The organism is Parafrankia discariae, from assembly GCF_000373365.1.
In the GTDB taxonomy this organism is placed as follows: domain Bacteria; phylum Actinomycetota; class Actinomycetes; order Frankiales; family Frankiaceae; genus Parafrankia; species Parafrankia discariae.
Window position 1 is genome coordinate 43,966 of record NZ_KB891192.1, and the last position, 18,939, is coordinate 62,904.

Genomic DNA, 18,939 nt, shown 5'->3' on the forward strand with positions numbered 1-18,939 from the left:
GGGCCGTCCTCAGGCCCGCGCGGCGCTCAGGTCCCGTTTGAGGACCCGTTTGAGGATCTTGCCGGTCGGGCCTTTGGGTAATTCGGGCAGCACCCGGATGTCACGGGGGTACTTGTAGGGGGCGAGCCGCTCCCTACAGTGCGCCGTGAGCTGCTCGGGCCGGGTCCGCGCGCCCGACCGCAGGACGACGAACGCGACGACCTCCTCGCCGAGCCGGTCGTCGGGCCGGCCGAGCACGGCCGCCTCGACCACGTCCGGGTGCTCGTAGAGCACCTCCTCCACCTCCCGCGGGTAGACGTTGTAGCCGCCGCGGATCACCAGGTCCTTCAGCCGGTCCACGACGAAGAAGTAGCCCTCGTCGTCCTGATAGCCGAGGTCGCCGGTGTGGAACCAGCCGTCGCGGATCGCCTGCGCGGTGTCCGCGGGCCGCTTGTAGTAGCCCTTCATCACGCTGTGGCCGCGGATCACGATCTCACCGACGTGCCCGGGGCCGCGGGACAGCTCCACCCCGTCGTCCCCGACCACCTTCGCCTCGACACCCCAGACCGACCGGCCGATCGAGAGCACCTTGCGCCGCTCGGCGTCGACGTTGAAGGTGGCGGTGGCGGCCGTCTCCGAGAGTCCGTAGCCCTCGAGGATCACCGCGCCGGGGAACTTCTCCTCGAACGCCCGGATCACCGCGCCGGGGATCGACGCGCCCCCGCAGATCACCCCGCGCAGCGAGGTCAGGTCGCGGCCGGCGGTGTCGTGCTGGAGCAGCGCGACGTACATGGTGGGGACACCGGCGAAGGTCGTGCAGTGGTGTCTCTCGATCGCGCTCACCACCGCCTCGGTCTCGAAGCGGGGCAGCAGCACCAGGGAGGCGCCGTACCGGACGAAGACGTTGAGCACGCTGCACAGCCCGAACACGTGGAACAGCGGCAGCACCGCGACGCCGGTGTCGTCGGGGCCCATGCCGAAGATCTCCCCGGCGACGGTGCACCCCAGGTAGAGCTGGAAGTGGGTGAGTTCGGCGCCCTTGGGCCGGCCGGTGGTGCCGCTGGTGTACAGCAGCACCGCGGTGTCGTCGGCCGAGGTCGGGTGGATGTCACCGGTGTCCCCGGCCGCGAGGAGTTCGGCGAAGGACCGGGTGCCCTCGGGAGGCGGGGCGCCGGAGACGCTGACGACGTAGGACGGTACGTCGCCGGCCGCACGCGCACCGGCCAGGGCGGTCTCGGTGAACCGTTCGAAGGTGATCAGGATCCTCGCGTCGCTGTCGTTCAGGTGGTAGGCGACCTCGGGACCGATGAGCAGCGGGTTGAGCGGAACCATCGTGAGGCCCGCCTTGAGGATGCCGAAGTAGCTGATCAGGAACTGCGGCAGGTTGGGTAGTTGAACCGCGACCTTGTCACCGGGTCTGAGCCCGAGGGCCCGCAGCGAGGCGGCCACCCGGCCGGAGGCGGAGTCGATCTGGGCGTAGGTCAGTGCGGCGTCACCGGCGTGCACCAGCGGCTTGTCCGGGGTGGCGGTCGCGGACTCTCGCAGGATCGTGACGAAGTTGAACGACATGACTGGTTCACCTTCTTTGTGGATTTACCGCGGCCTGACGCCGGAGCTCGTCGCGCGCCAGGGCGTTCTTGTGCACCTCGTCGGGGCCGTCGGCGAACCGGAGGGTACGGATCTGCGCCTGGCAGTAGGCCAGCGGCAGGTCCTGGCTGAGGCCGGCGGCGCCGTGCACCTGGATGGCCTTGTCGAGGATCCACTCGACGGCGGCGGGCGTGGCGATCTTGATCGCCTGGATCTCGGTGTGGGCGCCCTTGTTGCCGACGGTGTCCATCAGCCAGGCGGTCTTGAGCACCAGCAGCCGCAGCTGTTCGACCCGGACCCGGGCCTGCGCGATCCAGTCCCGGACCACCCCCTGCTCCGCGAGCGGCCTGCCGAACGCGACCCGGGCGCCGGCCCGCTCGCACATGAGCTCGATGGCCCGCTCGGCCGTGCCGAGGGAACGCATGCAGTGATGGATCCGGCCGGGTCCGAGCCGGGCCTGGGCGATCGCGAAGCCCTGGCCCTCCTCGCCGATCAGGTTGCTCGCCGGAACCCGGACGTCGGTGAACACGATCTCCGCGTGGCCGCCGTGCTCGTGGTCGTCGTACCCGAACACCTCCAGGCCGCGGCTGATCTCGACCCCGGGGGTGTCGCGCGGGACGAGGACCATCGACTGCTGGCGGTGCCGGTGGGCGCCGGGGTCGGTCTTGCCCATCACGATGAGGATCCGGGCGTTGGGGTTCATCGCGCCGGTGATCCACCACTTCCGGCCGTTGATGACGTACTCGTCGCCGTCGCGCGCGATCGAGGTGGTGATGTTGGTGGCGTCGGACGAAGCCACGCCGGGCTCGGTCATGGCGAACGAGGAACGGATCGTGCCCTCGAGAAGCGGCTCCAGCCATTCCTTCTTCTGCTCGGCGGTGCCGAAGAGCGAGAGCACCTCCATGTTCCCGGTGTCGGGGGCGGAGCAGTTGAGGGCGGGCGGGGCGAGGCGCGGGCTGCGGCCGGTGATCTCGGCGAGCGGGGCGTACTGCAGGTTGGTGAGCCCGCCGCCGTGCTCGCCCGGGAGGAAGAGGTTCCACAGGCCGCGCCGGCGCGCCCGCGCGCGCAGGTCGGCGAGCACCGGCGCGGAGTCCCAGGCCCACCTGTCGGGCAGCTGGCCAAGCTGTTCGCGGAACACCGCCTCGGCCGGGGTCACCTGGGTGTCCATGAAGTCGAGGAGGTCGCGGCGTAACTCCTCGGTCTTCGCGTCGAGGGCGAAGTCCATCAGGTGCGCTCCTTGAGTGCGCTCAGGCCGGCGTCGAGCAGGGGGTGGATGGCGTCGCCGATGTGCTCGAAACCCGGGCCGACGGTCTGACCGTGCAGGCCGCGGTAGTGGATGCCCTCGAGGATCGCGGCCAGCTTGAAGGACGCGAGTCCGAGGTAGAACCCGAAGCGGGACAGGTCACGGGCGCTGCGGTCGGTGTACCGCGTGAGGATCCCGGCCTCGTCGAGGAACCCGGGGGCCGAGGAGGCGTCGGCGAAGGAGCCGCCGAGCATCGCGCCCAACCGCTGGTAGAGCACCAGCAGCGCCAGGTCGGTCAGCGTGTCTCCCAGGGTGGCCATCTCCCAGTCGATGACCGCGGCCAGCCGGTCGGACCCGTCGACGAGGACGTTGTCGAGCCGGTAGTCACCGTGCACGATGCCCGACGCCGAGTCCGGGGGGACGTCGGCCGCGAGGCGGGCGTGCAGCTCGTCGGCGGCGGGCAGGTCGCGGCTGTGGGACGCGTCGAGCTGTTTCTTCCACCGGCCCACCTGGCGGGCCAGGAACCCCTCGGCACGGCCGAAGTCGGCCAGCCCGACCGCTGCCGGGTCGACGTCGTGCAGCACGGCGAGGGTGTCCACGAGCCCGCGCGAGATCAGCCGGGTGCGTTGCGGGCCGAGCGCCGCCAGCTCGGCGGCCTGACGGTACGGCGTGCCCGCCACCCGCTCCATGACGTAGAACGGCGCGCCCAGCACGGACTCGTCCCGGCACAGCGCGTACGTCCTCGGCACCGGCACCCCGGTGTCCCGCAGTGCCGACATCAGCCGGAACTCCCGCGCCATGTCGTGCGCGGTCGCGAGCACATGACCCAGCGGGGGGCGGCGGACGATCCAGGTGTTCCTCCCGTCGGACACCTCGTAGGTGAGATTGGACTTGCCGCCCGTGACCAGGCGGGCGGACAGGTCCCCCATCACCGCGGGCACGGCGCGGGTGAACCAGTCGGTGAGACGGGGCAGGTCGAGGCCGGGCGGCCTCTCAGGGATCATCAACGGACCCTCGGTTCTCCAGTCGTCGCTGAAGCCTGTTCATTCCGGCCAGCCACCGGTCCGGGTCGGCGGCCCGGGCGGCGTGGTACCCGCCCACCTTCGGATGCGGCAGGATCAGGAAGCGGCCATCCCGCAGGCCCTGCCACACCGCCTCGGCCACGTCCTCCGGAGTGAGCACGGCGTCCAGGCTGAGGAGCTCCTGGAACGCGCCGGCCTCGTCGAACATCCGGGTCCGCACCCCCTGTGGGCAGATCGCCTGCACGACCACACCCCGGTGCCGGTAGGTCGCGGACAGCCATTCGGCGAAGGCCACCGCGGCGTGCTTGCTGACCGAGTAGGTCGGACTGCCGAGCATGGTGAGAAGCCCGGCCGCGGACGCGGTGACCACGAACCTGCCGGCGCCCCGCTCCGCCCAGTCCGGCACCAGCAGGCGCGCGGCGCGCACGTGCGCGAGCACGTTGACCTCCAGGCTGGCCGTCCAGTCCGCCTCGGCGGCGGCCAGGCCCAGGCCGCGGTCGACACCGGCGTTGGCGAACCACACATCGATCCCGCCGAGCCGCGCGCGAGCGGACTCGACCAGCGCCGCGACCCCGCCCTCGGAGGCGGCGTCGCCGGGAACGGGGTGCCCACCGATCTCGGCGGCGACGCTCTCGGCCGCGTCGGCGTCGAGGTCGTTGACCACGACCCTGGCGCCCTCGGCGGCCAGCCGGGTGGCGAGGGCCCGGCCGATGCCGTGCCCGGCGCCGGTGACGACGACACCCTGGTCACGGACAGGCATGTCAGAAGCCACTGCTGAGGGTGACGCCGCCGTCCACGACGAGCAGCTGTCCGGTCATCCACGCGGCGTCGTCGGAAAGCAGGAACGCGACGACGCCGCCGACGTCCGCGGGCGTTCCGAGCCGTTTCAGCGGGTAGGCCGCGGCGACCTGCTCCTCCCGGCCCTCGTACAGCGCGGTGGCGAACGTCGTGCGCACCACCGCCGGGGCGACGGCGTTGACCCGGATGCCGGGGCCGAGCTCGACGGCGAGCTGCCGGGTGATGTGGCTGAGCATCGCCTTGCTCGCGCCGTAGAGGCCGATCCCGGGCGCGGGCCTCATCCCGGCGACCGAGGAGACGTTGACGACCGCGCCGCCGTGGTCCTTCATCCAGGCCTGGTGCACCTGCCGCACCCAGGACAGCACGGCGAGGCAGTTGACCTCGACGATCTTGCGGGCGGCGGACGGCTCCACCTCGATCATCGGGCCGTAGGTGGGGTTGATCCCGGTGTTGTTGACCAGCAGGTCGACGCTTCCGAAGGTGTCGATCGCCCGCTTGACCACCTCGGCCCGGTGGTCGGCGTCGTCGGCGTGGCCGGCCACGCCCAGTGCGTGCTCAGGTCCACCGAGGCGGGCGACGGCCTCGTCGAGCGTCTCCTGCCCGCGGGCGGTGATGACGACCTTCGCGCCGCCGGCGACCAGCCGCTCGGCGACGGCCAGGCCGATGCCCCGGCTTGCCCCGGTGACGATCGCGGTCTGTCCTGGGAACCTCGTGCACATCGCCCGGTCCTCCCGTTCGGTCGTTCGCCCGTTCGGTCGTTCGGTCGTTCGGCTCAGCGCTCTCCCGTTCAGCTCAGCCGCTCGACGACCATCGCCATCCCCTGGCCGCCGGCCACGCACATGGTCTCCAGCCCGAACTGCTTGTCGTGGTAGCGCAACGAGTTGATCAGCGTGCTGGTGATCCGGGCCCCGGTCATGCCGAACGGGTGGCCGACCGCGATAGCGCCGCCGTTCACGTTCAGCCTGTCCTCGTCAAGGCCGAGCTCGCGGGCCGACGCGATCACCTGGGCGGCGAAGGCCTCGTTGATCTCGATCAGGTCGATGTCGCCGACGGTGAGGCCGGCCCGGGCCAGTGCCTGCCGCGAGGCCTCGACCGGGCCGAGCCCCATGATCTCCGGCGAGAGAGCCGTGACGCCGGTCGAGACGATCCGGGCCAGCGGGGTGACACCCAGCCGCTCCGCCTTGGCGTCGGACATGATCACCACCGCGGCGGCACCGTCGTTGAGCGGGCAGCAGTTGCCGGCCGTGACCGTGCCGTCGGGGCGGAACACCGGCTTCAGCGCCGCGACCGCCTCCAGCGTGACGCCGGCCCGTGGCCCGTCGTCAGTGGTGACCCGGGTGCCGTCGGGAAGGGTCACCGGGGTGATGTCCCGGGCCCAGAAGCCGTCCGCGATCGCCTCCTCCGCGAGGTTCTGGCTGCGCACGCCGAACGCGTCCTGGTCCGCGCGGGTGACGCCTTTGAGCTGGGCGACGTTCTCAGCGGTCTGCCCCATCGCGATGTGGAGGTCGGGCAGCCAGCCCTCGCCGCGCGGGTCCGCCCAGGTCCCGCCACCGCCGGCGAGCTTCTCCGTGCGGGCCTGCGCCTCGGCGAACACCGGGTTCCGGGTGTCGGGCAGGGCGTCGGCGTTGCCCTTGAAGTACCGGCTCACGGTCTCGACCCCGGCGGAGACGAACACCTCGCCCTCCCCCGCCCTGATCGCGTGCATCGCCATCCGGCTGCTCTGCAGGCTTGAGGAGCAGTAGCGGTTCACCGTGGTGCCGGGCAGGTGGTCCATACCCGCCAGCACGGCGACGGCACGGCCCAGGTTGTTGCCGGACTCCCCCGCCGGCTGGCCGCAGCCGAGAACCAGGTCGTCGATGTCGGCCGGGTCGAGCTCGGGCACCTTGGCCAGCACCGCCCGCACCATCTGGACGGCGAGGTCGTCCGGGCGCATGTCCTTCAGGGAGCCCTTCACCGCGCGGCCGATCGGCGAGCGGGCGGTGGCGACGATCACGGCTTCCGGCATCGAGATTCCCTCCCTGCGAACCAGGCGTCGCGCGGTTCGGCCCGATCCGGCTCCGCCACGCGACCTCGACGCGTTCGTCGACCGGTTCGTCGACGGATTCGTCGCCACCCGAAGTACATACCGTCTGGTCGGTATTTAGGATGCCGGGAGCGATCAGGGCTGTCAACGGATACGGCACCGGCGACGTGGAACCTGGCCGGCCGTGGTCAGCGCACGGTCAGCGCGAAGTCAGACTGGCCAGCAGGAGGTCGGCGAAGGACCGGCCGATCTCGGGCCCGGAGAGCCGGCCGCGGGGCTTCCACCACATGGGAAGGTGGTGCACGGAACCGAAGAAGTAGTCGACGATCAGATCCGCGTCGATGTCGGCGCGGAAGACACCGGAGGACTGGCCCTCTTCTACCATCGAGCGGAAGGTCCGGTGGTAACGCCGACGTTCACGGCGCACCTCCTTCTGCTTCTCCTCGGTCAACTGGTGCAGCGAACGGAAGAAAATCGTGGCGCTCTCGAGGTTCTCGAGCGTCGTGACCACCACGTCGGCGGCCGCCGCGTGCAGACGTTCCTCGATCGGTCCCTCGTGGGCGGCGGCCTTCTCCAGCCGGTCCGTCTGCATGCGCAGCACCCGCCCGTAGATCTCGTAGAGCAGGTCGTCCTTGGAGCCGAAGTAGTGGTACATCGCGCCCTTGGTCACCCCGGCCGCCGCCACCACGTCCTGGACCGAGGTCCCTTCGAAGCCCTTCTCGGCGAACAGCTTGAGCGCGACACCGAGCAGCCGCTCGGGCACCGTCCGCCCGTCGACCGTGGACGGCGGGCGCCCGGTGCGGCGCACGGGCTGATCTGCCATCCGAGCGCTCCTCCTCGAGGCGACACGGTCAGAATATGCCGGCCAGCCGGGCCTGACGAAGTCGCCCGAGACCCGCCGGAGCGCGTCGTTCCGGCGCGTTCAGGGACCCGGTGCGTCCCCCGGGCCCCTGAACACCGCGAACGAACGTGAACGAACGTGAACGAACGCCAGGGTCAGCGCCGACGGAGGGCGGGCCGGGCAAGGGACGGCGGGACCCACCCGGCGTCCTCCGGGTTGACGTTGACGCCCGGCGGGACGATCTCGTCGATCCGGTCCAGCGTCGCCTCGTCCAGGGTGACGCCGACGCCGGTGAGCTGGCTCTCCAGGTGCTCCATCGTGCGCGGACCGATGATCGCAGACGTCACCGCCGGGTGGCGCAGCACAAACGCCAGCGCCAGCTCGATCAGCGTGACGCCCACCTCGGCGGCCAGGTCGGCGAACGCGATCGCGGCGTCGACCTTGCGCTGGTTCGCGGGCACGGACAGGTCGAACCGGTTCGGCACCCGGGCCATCCGGGCGCTCGTGACCTCGCCGCCGCCGCGGGTGTGGCGCCCGGACAGGAAGCCGCCGGCCAGCGGGCTCCACGGCAGCACCCCGAGCCCGTACTTCTGCGCCACGGGCAGCAGGTCGGCCTCGATCCCCCGGACGAGCAGCGAGTACGGCGGCTGCTCGGTGGCGAACCGCTCGCGGTTGCGGCGCTCGGCCACCCACTGCGCCTCGACCACCTCGTGCGCCGGGAACGTCGAGCTGCCGAAGTAACGGATCTTCCCGGCCCGGACGAGGTCGGTGAGCGCGCCGAGCGTCTCGTCGATGTCGGTCGACGGGTCGGGACGATGCACCTGGTAGAGGTCGATCCAGTCGGTGCCGAGGCGCCGCAGGCTGTTCTCCACCTCGGTGACGATCCAGCGCCGGGACAGCCCACGCCGGTTGGGCCCCGGGCCCATCGGCATGAACAGCTTGGTCGCGAGCACGACGTCGTCGCGGCGTCCGGCCAGCGCCTTGCCGACGATCTCCTCGGACTCGCCGTCGGAGTAGACGTCCGCCGTGTCGACGAAGTTGACGCCGGCGTCCAGCGCCCTGTGAATGATCTTTATCGAGTCGTCGTGGTCCTGGTTACCCCAGGCCCCGAACATCATCGCACCCAGGCAGAGCGGGGAGACCCGCACGCCGGTGCGGCCGAGTACGCGGTAGTCCATGTGCGCTAAGCATGTGCCAGAGAGCAACCTGGCGCAATCCCTGCCGCGGGACCCCCGCCTTCTCGACCCTCCTCCCGTCGAAGCACATCGGCTGAGCATCTCGCGCGCGGTCAGTCGTTTCGCATCACGGTGGTGAAGCGCTGCGCCACGTCGACGAGCTCGCTGCCGGGGGCGTCGCCGAGCAGCTCCGCCATGAGCGCGACGTCCTTGAGGAGCGTCACGTAGACCCTCGAGTCGGCCATGGCCCGCAGGGACTCGGCCCGCAGCCGGACCGACGAGCCGAGGCACGCCGAGCTGCTCGTCATCAGGATCGCCGCGAGGCCCTCGGGGTCGACGCCCAGGGACCGCCCGGCGCGCACCGCGTCGTCGGCGAGCGCGATCTGCGCGGACAGCAGGGTGTTGTTGATCAGCTTCGCCTTCGAGCCCGCCCCGACCCCGCCGAGGTGCACAGTGTGATCGGAGAGCGTCGAGAGCAGGTCGGTGACCTCGGCGAGGGTCTCGGCGTCGCCCCCGACCATGATGGTCAACGTGCCGTCGAGGGCCCGTTGCGCACCGCCGCTCACCGGTGCGTCCAGCACGCGCAGGCCATGCCCGGCCGCCCGCGCGGCGATCTTCTGTACCTGGTCGGGCGCCACCGTGGCGTGCACGAGCACGACGGCTCCGGGACGCAGGCCCTCGACCAGGCCGGCGGGCCCGAACATGACCTCCTCGACCCCCGCCGCGTCGAACACGCAGACGCCGACCGCGTCCAGCCCACCGCCCATCTCCGCCGGCGTCGCCGCGACGGTGACATCGGTGCCCGCGAACGGTTCCAGCGACGCCGCCCGGCGGGCCCAGACGGTGAGGTCGTGGCCCCCGGCCCGGATCCGCTGCGCCATCGGCAGGCCCATGCTGCCCAGCCCGATGAATCCCACCTTCACAGTGCCCTCCAGGCTTTGCGATCCCCACCCACCGCGGGGCGTCCCTACGCGATCGCGGGCACGATTTCCTCGGCTACCCACTGGGTGTAGTCGAAGTATTCCTCAATGTGGTTCACGCTGGGAATCGGCACCGAGCTCATCGTCACACCCAGCTCCTTGAACCAGCCGAGCCGATCGATGATCTCCTGCTTGGTCATGCCGGCCCGGGCCCGCGGGTCCTGCCTGACGACATGGCCGTCACCGACCCGCGAAGTGGCGAAGCCGTAGAACACCTCGGTGAGCCGGCCACTGTAATCGGGCTGCGACCTGATGTACTCGATCTTCGCCGGGATGTCCTCGGGCCGGGTGAGGAACGGCCACCAGCCCGAGGCGTAGCGGGCGGTACGCCGCAGCACCGGATCAGCGTCACCACCGAACCACACCGGCGGGTGCGGCCTCTGGACGGGCTTGGGCTCGAAGGCGACGTCCCGGAAGGAGACGTACTTCCCTTCGAATTCGGGTTCCTCCTTGGTCCAGAGCTCGATGATGGCCTGGATGTACTCCTCGCTGATCGCCCCGCGCTCGTGGAAGGGAACACCCAGGGTTTCGAACTCCTCTTCCAACCAGCCGACCCCGAAGGTGACGGTGACCCGGCCACTCGACAGCCAGTCGATGGTCGAGAGGGCCTTGGCGGTGACGGCTGGATGCTGTAATGGAAGGATCGCGATGCACGAGTTGACCCGGATCCTTTCCGTGGCCCCGGCCAGATAGGCCATCGCCGGGTACGCGCTGAAGTAGTGCGGCCCCGAGAGCTCGACATGGGACTTCGGTATCACGTGGTGTTCGGGCACACTTATCATGGCGTAGCCGAGCTGCTCGGCCCATTTGGCCAGACGCCTCTGGTCCGCGCCCGTCACCGCTGCCTCCCAGGGCTGACAGGTCGCCTTCAGCCGCAGCATGTGCGGCAGCGAGAATCCCAGCTTCACGTCTTCTCCTCACTGACCCGGGGCATCACAGCTGTTCGTTCATCGGCGTCGTGGCCGTCCGAGCCATACCCCACCTGGATGTCTCGTCGATCTTCAACCACGATCACCAGTGCCCAGCGTAGGACCTTACGCCCGACCCAACTTCTCGATCCAGTCCCGGCATAGCGCGGTCAAGCCGGCGGAGCCGACCCCACCCGGGCCCCGCTATGCGGGGCATCCGACCGCGTCGCGCTCCAGGGCCCGCACCGGCGCGAGTCGCACGCCACGCCACGCCACGCCACGCCAGACCACGGCACGGCCGGCTGCCCGGCCCCGACCGTTTGGCGGCGGGATGGAGGTTTTCCGGGGGCCGAGGTTCATCGAGATACACAACGACGCCGTCACACCGATGCTCGACCACAAGCATCCAGCATGTATAGGCCGGCCATTCCGGGAGATCTTTCCCGAGGTGGCGGACCGGCTTGTCCCGATGCTCGAAAAGGTGATGTCCGGCGACGGCGCGACCTGGGCGGAGGACTGGCCGTCCCGGCTCGATCGCCACGGTTACCTGGAGGACTGTTATTTCACCTTCTCCTACAGCCCGATCCGACGGCTCCCGGCCGGCGACGTCGTGGGAGTGTTCGCCGCGCTGCAGGAGACCACCCGGCAGGTTCTCGGCACACGACGCCTCCGATTTCTGCACGAGCTGGCCAGCGCCACCGCCGGGCAGAATTCGCAGCAGGATGTGTTCGCCCGTGGCGTCGAGATACTCGGCCGCTTCACCGCGGACATCCCCTGGTGTCTGGTCGTCCACCGGCGAGCGGAACCACGGCGGACGATCGCCGTGACGGCGTCCGCCGGCATCACGGTGGCACCCGGAAGCACGGGGCCGCCGTCCGTGCTCGAGGCCGGCGACGCCACCGCGGAACCCGAGGACATGATCTCCGCGGGACGGCCGTGGACTGTCAGTCGTCTTCCGGCCCGCCTGGCGTTACGCCAGTCGTCCGACGCCCCGCCCTCCACGACACGCTGACCGGGTCGCCGAACCGGGTGGCCCTGTTCGCGCAGCTCGAAAGCGCCATCGCCGAGGCCGGGAGGCGCCGGATACGGGCCGGCTTCCTCTTCGTGGATCTCGACGGATTCAAGCGGGTCAACGACACGTTGGGCCATCTCGCGGGCGATGACCTGCTCCGTCAGGTCGCCGAACGCCTCCGTCGCGCCGAGCAACCGATGATCAACCAGGTCCGCGTCGGCGTCAGGTCGTCATGTCGGGGACGGGCCTCGGGCTCGGTGGCCGGCGCACCCGGTTCCACCACAGGGAGAGGGCGACGGCCGCGGCGACGAGGAGGCCGCCGATGCCGGCGAACCAGGCGGCGATGTCCTTGTACTCGTGCGTCACGGTGATGGTGCGCGGCAGGTCCGCCAGGGCCTCCTGGAGCTGGCCCGCGTTCTGCGCGCGATAGTACGTGCCGCCGGTGGTGCCCGCGACCTCGCGCAGCGCGTCCTCGTCGATGGTCAGCGGGCTGCGGTCACCGGACCGGCCGCCCCCGCCGAAGCCGCCGAAGCCGCCGAAGCCGCCGAAGCCACGGCCGGAGGGGAAGGCGTCATCGCCGACCTGCGAGCTGTCGCAGACCATCGGCGCCGGCGTCGTCGTACCGAAGCCGATCGTGTAGACCCGCAGGCGGCGCGCGGCGGCCTCCTTCGCCGCCGTCTGCGGGTCCACGCCCTGGGTGTTGGCGCCGTCGGTGAGCACGACGACGACGTCGGCGGCGTAGGCCCCCGCAGCGTCTCCGGCACCGAGATTCACCCCGGTCGGGGGAACCGACGGATCGACGTCGGCGATGGCGTCGATGGACGCGAGGATCCCCTGACCGATGGCGGTGCCGCGCGACGTCGTGAGGCTCTTCAGCGCCTCCAGCAGCGTGTCGGTGTCGTCGGTCGGCGGAACGAGCAGGCCGGCGACGCCGGCGAAGGTGACCAGCCCGATGCGCGAGCCGCCCGGCTGGGCGCGGATGAAGTCGGCGGCCGCGTCCTCGGCGGCGGTGAGGCGGTTCGGGGCCACGTCGGTGGAACACATCGAGCCCGAGACGTCCAGCGCCAGCAGGATCGTCGTCGAGTTGGCCGCGACCGGCACGGTCGCCCGCGGGCGGGCCGCGCCGACGCCGAGAGTGACCAGCCCCAGGCCGAGCAGGGCGACGGGGACGTGCCGCTGCCAGCGCTTCCGGCCGGGCAGCGCGACGCGCAGCAGCGCGGCCGACGTCACCCGGACGGCGGCCCGGCGCCGGCGACGCCGGGTGAACCAGGCGACGGTGGCCAGCAGTGGCAGGGCGAGCAGCGTCACCAGTGCCCAGGGCCAGGTGAGGGACATCAGACGACCCTTCCCGTACGCAGGATCGTGAGGACTCCGCCGGCCGCCAGCAGCAGCACCGCGAACGCGATGAACGCCCCAGCCAGCGGCAGATCCTCGTTGTGCGTGGTCAGCCGCAGGTCGATGGCCGAGGCGACCCCGTCGAGCTCGGGGGCCCGCGAGGCGGGATGGTAGGAACCGCCGGTCGTCTGGGCGAGGGCCGTCAGCGTGTCCTGGTCCAGCGCGGTGTGCAGCCGGTAGCCGTCCACCTCGACGGTCGCCCCGGCCGCGGTCCCGACACCGACCGTCTCGACGTGCACCCCGGCGGCCGCGGCGGCCTGCGCCGCCGCCTCGACGGCGTCGCCGCCGCCCTCGGTACCGGTACCGCCCCCGCTGCCGCCCTCGACGTTGCCGCTGTCCTCGCCGTCGGAGAAGAGCACGATCGTCGCCGAGCTCCAGTACCCGAGGTCCGGCACGGTGCCGTCCGGTCCCGGCCGGACGGTCCGGCCGGTGATCGCGGACAGCGAGGTGAGGATGGCGTCGGCCAGCGACGTGCCGCCGGTGACGCTCAGCCGGTCGATCGCCGCGACGGCGGCCGCGTGGTCGGCGCTGGGCTGATGGGTGGTGAGCGCGCCGTTCTGGAAGGCGACCACACCGGCGTCGACGCTGGCGGGCAGGCCGTCGACGAACTCCCGGGCGGCCCGCTTCGCCGCGCCCAGGCGGGTGGGTGCCACGTCGGTCGCGTTCATGCTGTTCGAGACGTCCATGGCGACGATCACCGTCCCCGCGGCGCGGGAGACGGGGACGGAGGCCGCGGGCCCCGCCGCGGCGAGTGCGAGCACCGCGATCCCCGCGAGGCTGAGCCAGACCCCGGCCGGCGGCAGGCGTCGGCCGGCGCGGCCGCCGGCGCCGGCGGCCACACCCGCCGCGGCGAGCGCCGCCCGGCGCCGGCGGGACAGCCGCGTCGTGGCGACGGCGAGGGCCGCCACGACGAGCAGGCCGAGAACGAGCGGCCAGACGGCGGCGAGACTCACCCGCGCCTCCACCGGGTGCTGGCGACGACCGAGACGAGGGAGGTGAGCAGGTCGCGGTCGGTGTCGACGCGGTGCAGCGGGACCCCGGCGCGACGCATGCGCCCGGCCAGGTCGGCGTCGCGTTCCGCCACCGCGTCGCGCAGCCGGGCGCGCAGCAGCGGGTCACTGGAGTCGACGAGCAGCTGCTCACCGGTCTCGGCGTCCTCGACGAGGACGAGCCCCGCCTCGGGCAGACCGTCGTCGGCCGCGTCCACCACGCGCAGCGCCACGACGTCATGGCGGTGCGCCAGCCGCAGCAGCGGCCGGTCCCACTCACCGGTGCCGATGAAGTCGGAGATGACGATCACCAGCGACCGGCGCCGGACGAGCCGCGCCGCGGTCCCCAGCATCGTGGCGACGTCGGTGGTGGCCGCCCTCGGCGGTGCCGCGGCGGTGCGTTCGAGCTCGCGGCCGATGCGCAGCACCTGGGCGCGGCCGGTGCCCGCGGGCACCATCCGCGTCGTGGAGCCGTCGTAGAACAGCGCGCCGACCCGGTTTCCGGCGCGGCCGAACAGCCGCGCCAGTGTCAGCGCCAGCTCGGCCAGCACGTCGTGCTTCCCGCGGCCCGGGGCGCCGACCGTCATAGACGCCGACCGGTCGAGCACGAGCCACAGGGTCAGCTCGCGGTCCTCGGTGAACTGGCGCACCTGCGGCTCGTTCAGCCGGGCGGTCGCGTTCCAGTCGATGCGGCGGGCGTCGTCCTCCTCGACGTAGCCGCGCAGGCCGGCGAAGTCGAGGCCCGACCCGTGGTGGGTCGTGCGGTGGGCACCGAGGATCCGCCCGTCGAGACGGCGCACCACCCGCCATTCCAGCTGGAGCAGCAGCCGGTCGGACGCGCTCGCCATCACCGCTCCCGCAGCGGGACCTCGGGCATCCGCACGGCCCGCAGCACCCCGGCGATGACGGTGTCGGGGGCGACGTCGTCGGCCAGCGCCTCGTACGACAGCACGACCCGGTGGCGCAGCACGTCCGGGGCGAGCTCGTACAGGTCCTGCGGGACGACGTACTCCCGCCCGCGCAGGAAGGCCAGCGCCCGGGCGCTCAGCACCAGGGCGATGGACCCGCGCGGGCTGGCGCCGTAGGTGACGTAGCGGTCGAGCGTGCCCAGGCCCACCGTCCCCGGCGAGCGGGTGGCCGCGACGAGCCGTACCGCGTAGTCGACGACAGCCGGGTCGACGTACACCGCCTGGACGCCGGCCCGCATCCGCACCAGGTCCTCGGGCGTCAGGATCGCCTGGGTCGGCGCGGGCGGCCGCAGCGCCCGGTCGACGATGGCATGCTCCTCCACCGGGGCCGGGTAGCGCACGACGACCTTCATCATGAAGCGGTCGACCTGGGCCTCCGGCAGCGGATAGGTGCCCTCGGACTCGATCGGGTTCTGGGTCGCCATCACCAGGAACGGGTCGGGAACCTGGAAGGTCTCGCGCCCGATGGTCACCTGCCGCTCCTGCATCACCTCCAGCAGCGCGCTCTGCACCTTCGCCGGGGCCCGGTTGATCTCGTCGGCCAGCAGCAGGTTGGCGAAGACCGGGCCGAGCGTCGTCTCGAACTCGCCGGTGTGCTGGCGGTAGACGCGGGTGCCGACCAGGTCGGCGGGCAGCAGGTCCGGGGTGAACTGGATGCGCTGGAACTGCCCCCCGATCGCGACGGCCAGCGACTTCACGGCCAGCGTCTTGGCCAGCCCCGGCACGCCCTCGACGAGCAGATGGCCGCCGGAGAGCAGACCGACCGCCATCCGCTCCAGCAGCACGTCCTGCCCGACGATCGTGCGTTTCACCTCGAACAGCACCTGCTCGAGCGGACTGGCCACGGCGGTGGTGGCCGCGGGCGTCGCGGTCCTCCCACGCGGGCTGCCGACAGTGGCGTCCTGTGTCATCGTTACGTCGATACCTTTCGTGACGTCAGATCTGCGGCCCGCGGCCCCCGCCGGTACCGTCACCGCCACCACCGAGGGCGCTGCCGATGGGCACGGCGAAACCGATACCGGCGAAGGCGTCGTCCGAACCGGGGTCGGCGATGGAGACGACGATTCCGACGACCAGGCCGTCCGCGTCGAGCAGCGGGCCCCCGGAGCTGCCGGCGTTCACCGAGGCGTCGAACTGGATCAGGTTGGACAGCCGGCCGGTGTCCGTGGTCGCGGTGCGGCCGACGCCGGAGATGACACCGGAGGAGACGCTGTAGGTCAGGCCGAGCGGGTTGCCGACGGCGACCACCTCGCCGCCGACCTCGACCCGGCCGCCGAGCGTCGCCGGCACGACCGGCTGCGGCAGGGTCGCGGGGGTGAGTGTCGCGATGTCGGTGCCCGGGTCCGCCGAGGCGACCGTGGCGGTGGAGGTGGTTCCGTCGGAGAAGGTGAGGCTGATGGGCCCGCCGTCCGCGATGACGTGGTTGGCGGTGAGGACCGTGCCGTCGTTCGCCGCGACGACCCCGGAGCCGAGCGACCCGCCGCCGGTCCGCACCACCACCACCGAGGGCCCGACCCGCTGGTAGATGTCCGTGACGCTGGGGGGTCCGGTCGGGGTGGGGCTCGCCGTGACCGCCGGAGTTCCGGCGCCCCGCGCGCCCGGACTCCCGCCGGGCCGGGCCGCGAGCACCCCGACCGCCACGGCGAGCACGGCGATGGCGGCACAGCAGACCGGCAGCAGGATCTTGGTACCGCGCGGCCCGAACACGCGCCCGGTGGCCGCTCCGGACTCGGACCCAGACGCCATAACCGCACGTTAGGCCGCATACCTGAGCAGTACCTGAACATTGTCTGTGTACCAGCATGACGTCGACGGGACGCCTCGGTCGGGCAGGCTGGGTCAGCCGGGCAGCAGCAGCGCCGTGAGGGTGCGCTCGATCCAGCGGGCGAAGGCGTGGTCGTCGAGCCCGCGACCGTCAGGCGCGCGGTCGTCAGGCGCGCGGTCGTCGAGGTGGTGCTCCTCCAGCAGGAGCCAGACCGTGTACCAGTTGAGGGTCGACCAGACGTCGCGGGCGGCGGTGTCGACGGTCAGCCCGGGCCGCAGCGGCCCCCGGGCCGCCACCGCGGCGACGAACCCCCGCATGTCGGCGTAGCGGCGTTCCTCCTGCTCCCGCCAACGTTTCCCGAGAGCCTCGTCGACCGCGCTGGCCTGCATGAACGCCCGGCTGATCGCCGCCACACGACGGGCCGGGCCGATGCTCATCAGCCCGAACAGACGTAGTTGCTCACGCTGGTCGGGCGCGTCCAGCGCCGCCCGGAAGTCGGCCTGCTCGGCGAGGGGACGATCAGCCCGGTCCGCGTCCCCTCCCCCGGTCACCGCGCGTTCCAACGCCAGCTCCAGCAGACGCGCCTTGCCCGCCAGCGCGTAGACCGACTCGACCGCGACGCCGGCCTCCGCCGCGATGGCGCGCATCGTGGTACCGGCGTAACCGTGCGCGCCGAAGACCACGACCGCGGCGTCCAGGATCGCCGCGCGGGTGGCCTGGGCCTGGGCGGCCCGCAGCGGCGAGTGGTAGGCGCGAGTCGTCCTGCCGACCAATTTCACTCCATCATGACTGGGTCCAATACTGTCACGCTGCATCGATCATAGGGAAGGGAGCACCTCCGATGGCCAGCGCCACCGCCTACCTGCTGATTCACGAGGCCATCCGCGTGGAGACGCGCCGCCTGGCCGACTTCGCCACGGAGCTGGCCGCCGGCCGCCGCCACGCCGGACCGGCCCAGCTCGCCGCGCTGCGGGCGCACCTCGACGAGGTCGTCGACGTGATCCACCATCACCACGTCGGCGAGGACATGCACCTGTGGCCGCTGCTGCGGCGGTTCGCCGGCCCCTTCGAGCGCGTGGACGGGCTCGACCTCCTGGACGGACTCGGCAGCGACCACGACCTGCTGGACCCGCCGATGGAACGGGTCCGCACGGCACTCGCCCGCCTCACCGCGCCCGGCGCCGCCGCCGAGTTCGCCACGGCCTGCGCCACCCTGCTGACCCTGATGGACGAGCACCTGACCGCCGAGGAGTCCGTCGTCGTGCCGATCCTGATCGAGCGGGTACCGGACGACGAACTGGTCGCCATGGAGAAGCGGATGCAGCGCGGGAGCAGGATCCGGCTCGGGTTCGCGCTGCCGTGGCTCGACGCGGCCGACCCGGCCCGGATGGCCGAGGTCGCCGGCCAGCTCGGGCCGGTCCTCCCAGCGCTGCTGGCCCTCACCCGCCGCGGTTACCGGCGCCGCGTCCGCGCCGCCTACGGCGTCACCGTCACGAGCCCCGGGCCGGTCACCCTGCGAGGACAGGCCGAGATCGTCATCGAAGCCACCCCGGAGCAGGTGTACGAGGCGGTCACGGACGTCGTCCGAATGGCTCGCCACAGCCCGGAGTGCTACCGCTGCGCGTGGCTCGACGGGGCGGCCGAGCCGCTGCCGGGTGCCCGTTTCCGCGGCTGGAACCGCTTCCGGGGTGCCCGCTGGAGCCGGGAGTGCGAGATCGTCACCGCCGAGCCGGGCGTGGCCTTCGCCTACCGCACCGTACGCACCGCGACCAGGCCGGACAGCACGCTGTGGCGCTTCGAGCTGGCCCCGGCCGCCGCGGGCACCCGGCTCCGCCAGACGTTCGAGCTCTCCGGCGCGCCGCCCGTCATGGTGTTCGAGCGGCTGAGCGGCCGCGACACCAGCACGCCGAAGGCGATGGCGCGCACCCTCGCCCGGCTGCGGGACGACATCCTCAGCGGCTCGGGCGCGGGCAGCCCGGCCGGGCTCGTCGTCACCACCGGGCCCGACAGCGCCACCAGGCCCGTCGTCACCACCGGGCCCGTCGTCACCACCAGGCCCGACAGCGCCGCCGGGCCCGACAGCGCCGGCGCGTCGGACGTCGCCGGTGAGCCGGGTCCCACCCGCGGTCCGGACGCCGCCCGCGAACCGGGAGGCCACGGCCGCCTCGGCGAGGATCTGGTCGGCGCACGCATCAGCGGGCAGGGCGGGCGAGGCGAATGAGCCGGCGAAGGCGAAACGGATGAGGCCGCGGGA

The 18,939-nt window shown here is 72.1% G+C and carries 18 protein-coding genes and 1 pseudogene; 3 read left to right on the forward strand and 16 right to left on the reverse strand.

From position 1 onward, the window contains the following. Nucleotides 1-9: 9 nt before the first annotated feature. The 10 genes from B056_RS0110445 to B056_RS0110490 form a co-directional block, all read right to left on the reverse strand. Nucleotides 10-1,548 carry a long-chain-fatty-acid--CoA ligase gene (locus tag B056_RS0110445; protein ID WP_018501810.1) on the reverse strand — a complete coding sequence of 513 codons (1,539 nt, stop codon included), beginning with the start codon at nucleotides 1,546-1,548 and terminating at the stop codon, nucleotides 10-12. A gap of 7 nt (nucleotides 1,549-1,555) precedes the next feature. Continuing rightward, nucleotides 1,556-2,791: an acyl-CoA dehydrogenase family protein gene (locus B056_RS0110450; RefSeq protein ID WP_018501811.1), complete on the reverse strand. Its 1,236-nt coding sequence runs from the start codon at nucleotides 2,789-2,791 to the stop codon at nucleotides 1,556-1,558. Beyond that, on the reverse strand, nucleotides 2,791-3,813 hold the full coding sequence (locus B056_RS0110455) for a phosphotransferase family protein (protein WP_018501812.1): 1,023 nt from the start codon (nucleotides 3,811-3,813) through the stop codon (nucleotides 2,791-2,793). Before B056_RS0110455 ends, B056_RS0110450 begins: the two co-directional genes overlap by 1 nt. Beyond that, nucleotides 3,803-4,591, reverse strand: coding sequence for an SDR family oxidoreductase (locus tag B056_RS0110460; RefSeq protein WP_018501813.1), 789 nt, complete (start codon nucleotides 4,589-4,591; stop codon nucleotides 3,803-3,805). The genes B056_RS0110455 and B056_RS0110460 overlap by 11 nt, the downstream gene beginning before the upstream one ends. Before the next feature lies 1 nt (nucleotide 4,592). Continuing rightward, nucleotides 4,593-5,348 carry an SDR family oxidoreductase gene (locus B056_RS0110465; RefSeq protein ID WP_018501814.1) on the reverse strand — a complete coding sequence of 252 codons (756 nt, stop codon included), beginning with the start codon at nucleotides 5,346-5,348 and terminating at the stop codon, nucleotides 4,593-4,595. A 68-nt stretch (nucleotides 5,349-5,416) separates the two neighbouring features. Next, the gene (locus tag B056_RS0110470) at nucleotides 5,417-6,634 is read right to left on the reverse strand and encodes an acetyl-CoA C-acetyltransferase (protein WP_020572431.1); all 1,218 of its coding nucleotides are present in this window, start codon (nucleotides 6,632-6,634) and stop codon (nucleotides 5,417-5,419) included. 217 nt (nucleotides 6,635-6,851) lie between these two features. Next, complete coding sequence (locus tag B056_RS0110475) at nucleotides 6,852-7,475, reverse strand: TetR/AcrR family transcriptional regulator (RefSeq protein WP_026239538.1); 624 nt, start codon at nucleotides 7,473-7,475, stop codon at nucleotides 6,852-6,854. 173 nt (nucleotides 7,476-7,648) lie between these two features. Continuing rightward, nucleotides 7,649-8,671, reverse strand: coding sequence for an aldo/keto reductase (locus tag B056_RS0110480; RefSeq protein ID WP_018501818.1), 1,023 nt, complete (start codon nucleotides 8,669-8,671; stop codon nucleotides 7,649-7,651). Between the two features lie 110 nt (nucleotides 8,672-8,781). Beyond that, nucleotides 8,782-9,591 (reverse strand): NAD(P)-dependent oxidoreductase, encoded by an 810-nt coding sequence (locus B056_RS0110485; protein WP_018501819.1) that lies wholly within the window; start codon nucleotides 9,589-9,591, stop codon nucleotides 8,782-8,784. 44 nt (nucleotides 9,592-9,635) lie between these two features. Further along, nucleotides 9,636-10,556: a TIGR03619 family F420-dependent LLM class oxidoreductase gene (locus tag B056_RS0110490; RefSeq protein ID WP_018501820.1), complete on the reverse strand. Its 921-nt coding sequence runs from the start codon at nucleotides 10,554-10,556 to the stop codon at nucleotides 9,636-9,638. A 331-nt stretch (nucleotides 10,557-10,887) separates the two neighbouring features. Here B056_RS0110490 and B056_RS36065 point away from each other — a divergent pair, with 331 nt between their 5' ends. Both B056_RS36065 and B056_RS45735 read left to right on the forward strand, forming a co-directional pair. Continuing rightward, nucleotides 10,888-11,568, forward strand: coding sequence for a PAS domain-containing protein (locus B056_RS36065; RefSeq protein ID WP_018501821.1), 681 nt, complete (start codon nucleotides 10,888-10,890; stop codon nucleotides 11,566-11,568). Nucleotides 11,569-11,585: 17 nt separating this feature from the next. Then, a pseudogene (locus B056_RS45735) lies at nucleotides 11,586-11,696 on the forward strand (hypothetical protein); the annotation flags it as partial. Between the two features lie 94 nt (nucleotides 11,697-11,790). Here the strand turns inward: B056_RS45735 and B056_RS0110500 are convergent. From B056_RS0110500 to B056_RS0110525, 6 genes are all read right to left on the reverse strand, one after another. Then, nucleotides 11,791-12,903: a VWA domain-containing protein gene (locus tag B056_RS0110500; protein WP_018501822.1), complete on the reverse strand. Its 1,113-nt coding sequence runs from the start codon at nucleotides 12,901-12,903 to the stop codon at nucleotides 11,791-11,793. Next, nucleotides 12,903-13,916, reverse strand: a complete 1,014-nt coding sequence (locus B056_RS0110505) for a VWA domain-containing protein (protein ID WP_026239539.1) — start codon at nucleotides 13,914-13,916, stop codon at nucleotides 12,903-12,905. The genes B056_RS0110500 and B056_RS0110505 overlap by 1 nt, the downstream gene beginning before the upstream one ends. Next, nucleotides 13,913-14,800: a DUF58 domain-containing protein gene (locus tag B056_RS0110510; protein ID WP_018501824.1), complete on the reverse strand. Its 888-nt coding sequence runs from the start codon at nucleotides 14,798-14,800 to the stop codon at nucleotides 13,913-13,915. The genes B056_RS0110505 and B056_RS0110510 overlap by 4 nt, the downstream gene beginning before the upstream one ends. Further along, on the reverse strand, nucleotides 14,800-15,831 hold the full coding sequence (locus tag B056_RS0110515) for an AAA family ATPase (protein WP_018501825.1): 1,032 nt from the start codon (nucleotides 15,829-15,831) through the stop codon (nucleotides 14,800-14,802). The genes B056_RS0110510 and B056_RS0110515 overlap by 1 nt, the downstream gene beginning before the upstream one ends. Nucleotides 15,832-15,856: 25 nt before the next feature. Further along, complete coding sequence (locus B056_RS0110520) at nucleotides 15,857-16,666, reverse strand: S1C family serine protease (protein WP_018501826.1); 810 nt, start codon at nucleotides 16,664-16,666, stop codon at nucleotides 15,857-15,859. Between the two features lie 93 nt (nucleotides 16,667-16,759). Further along, on the reverse strand, nucleotides 16,760-17,458 hold the full coding sequence (locus B056_RS0110525; RefSeq protein WP_018501827.1) for a TetR/AcrR family transcriptional regulator: 699 nt from the start codon (nucleotides 17,456-17,458) through the stop codon (nucleotides 16,760-16,762). 68 nt (nucleotides 17,459-17,526) lie between these two features. On the opposite strand from B056_RS0110525, the gene B056_RS0110530 reads away from it, so the two are divergent. Continuing rightward, nucleotides 17,527-18,906, forward strand: a complete 1,380-nt coding sequence (locus B056_RS0110530; protein ID WP_018501828.1) for a hemerythrin domain-containing protein — start codon at nucleotides 17,527-17,529, stop codon at nucleotides 18,904-18,906. Nucleotides 18,907-18,939 lie beyond the last annotated feature (33 nt).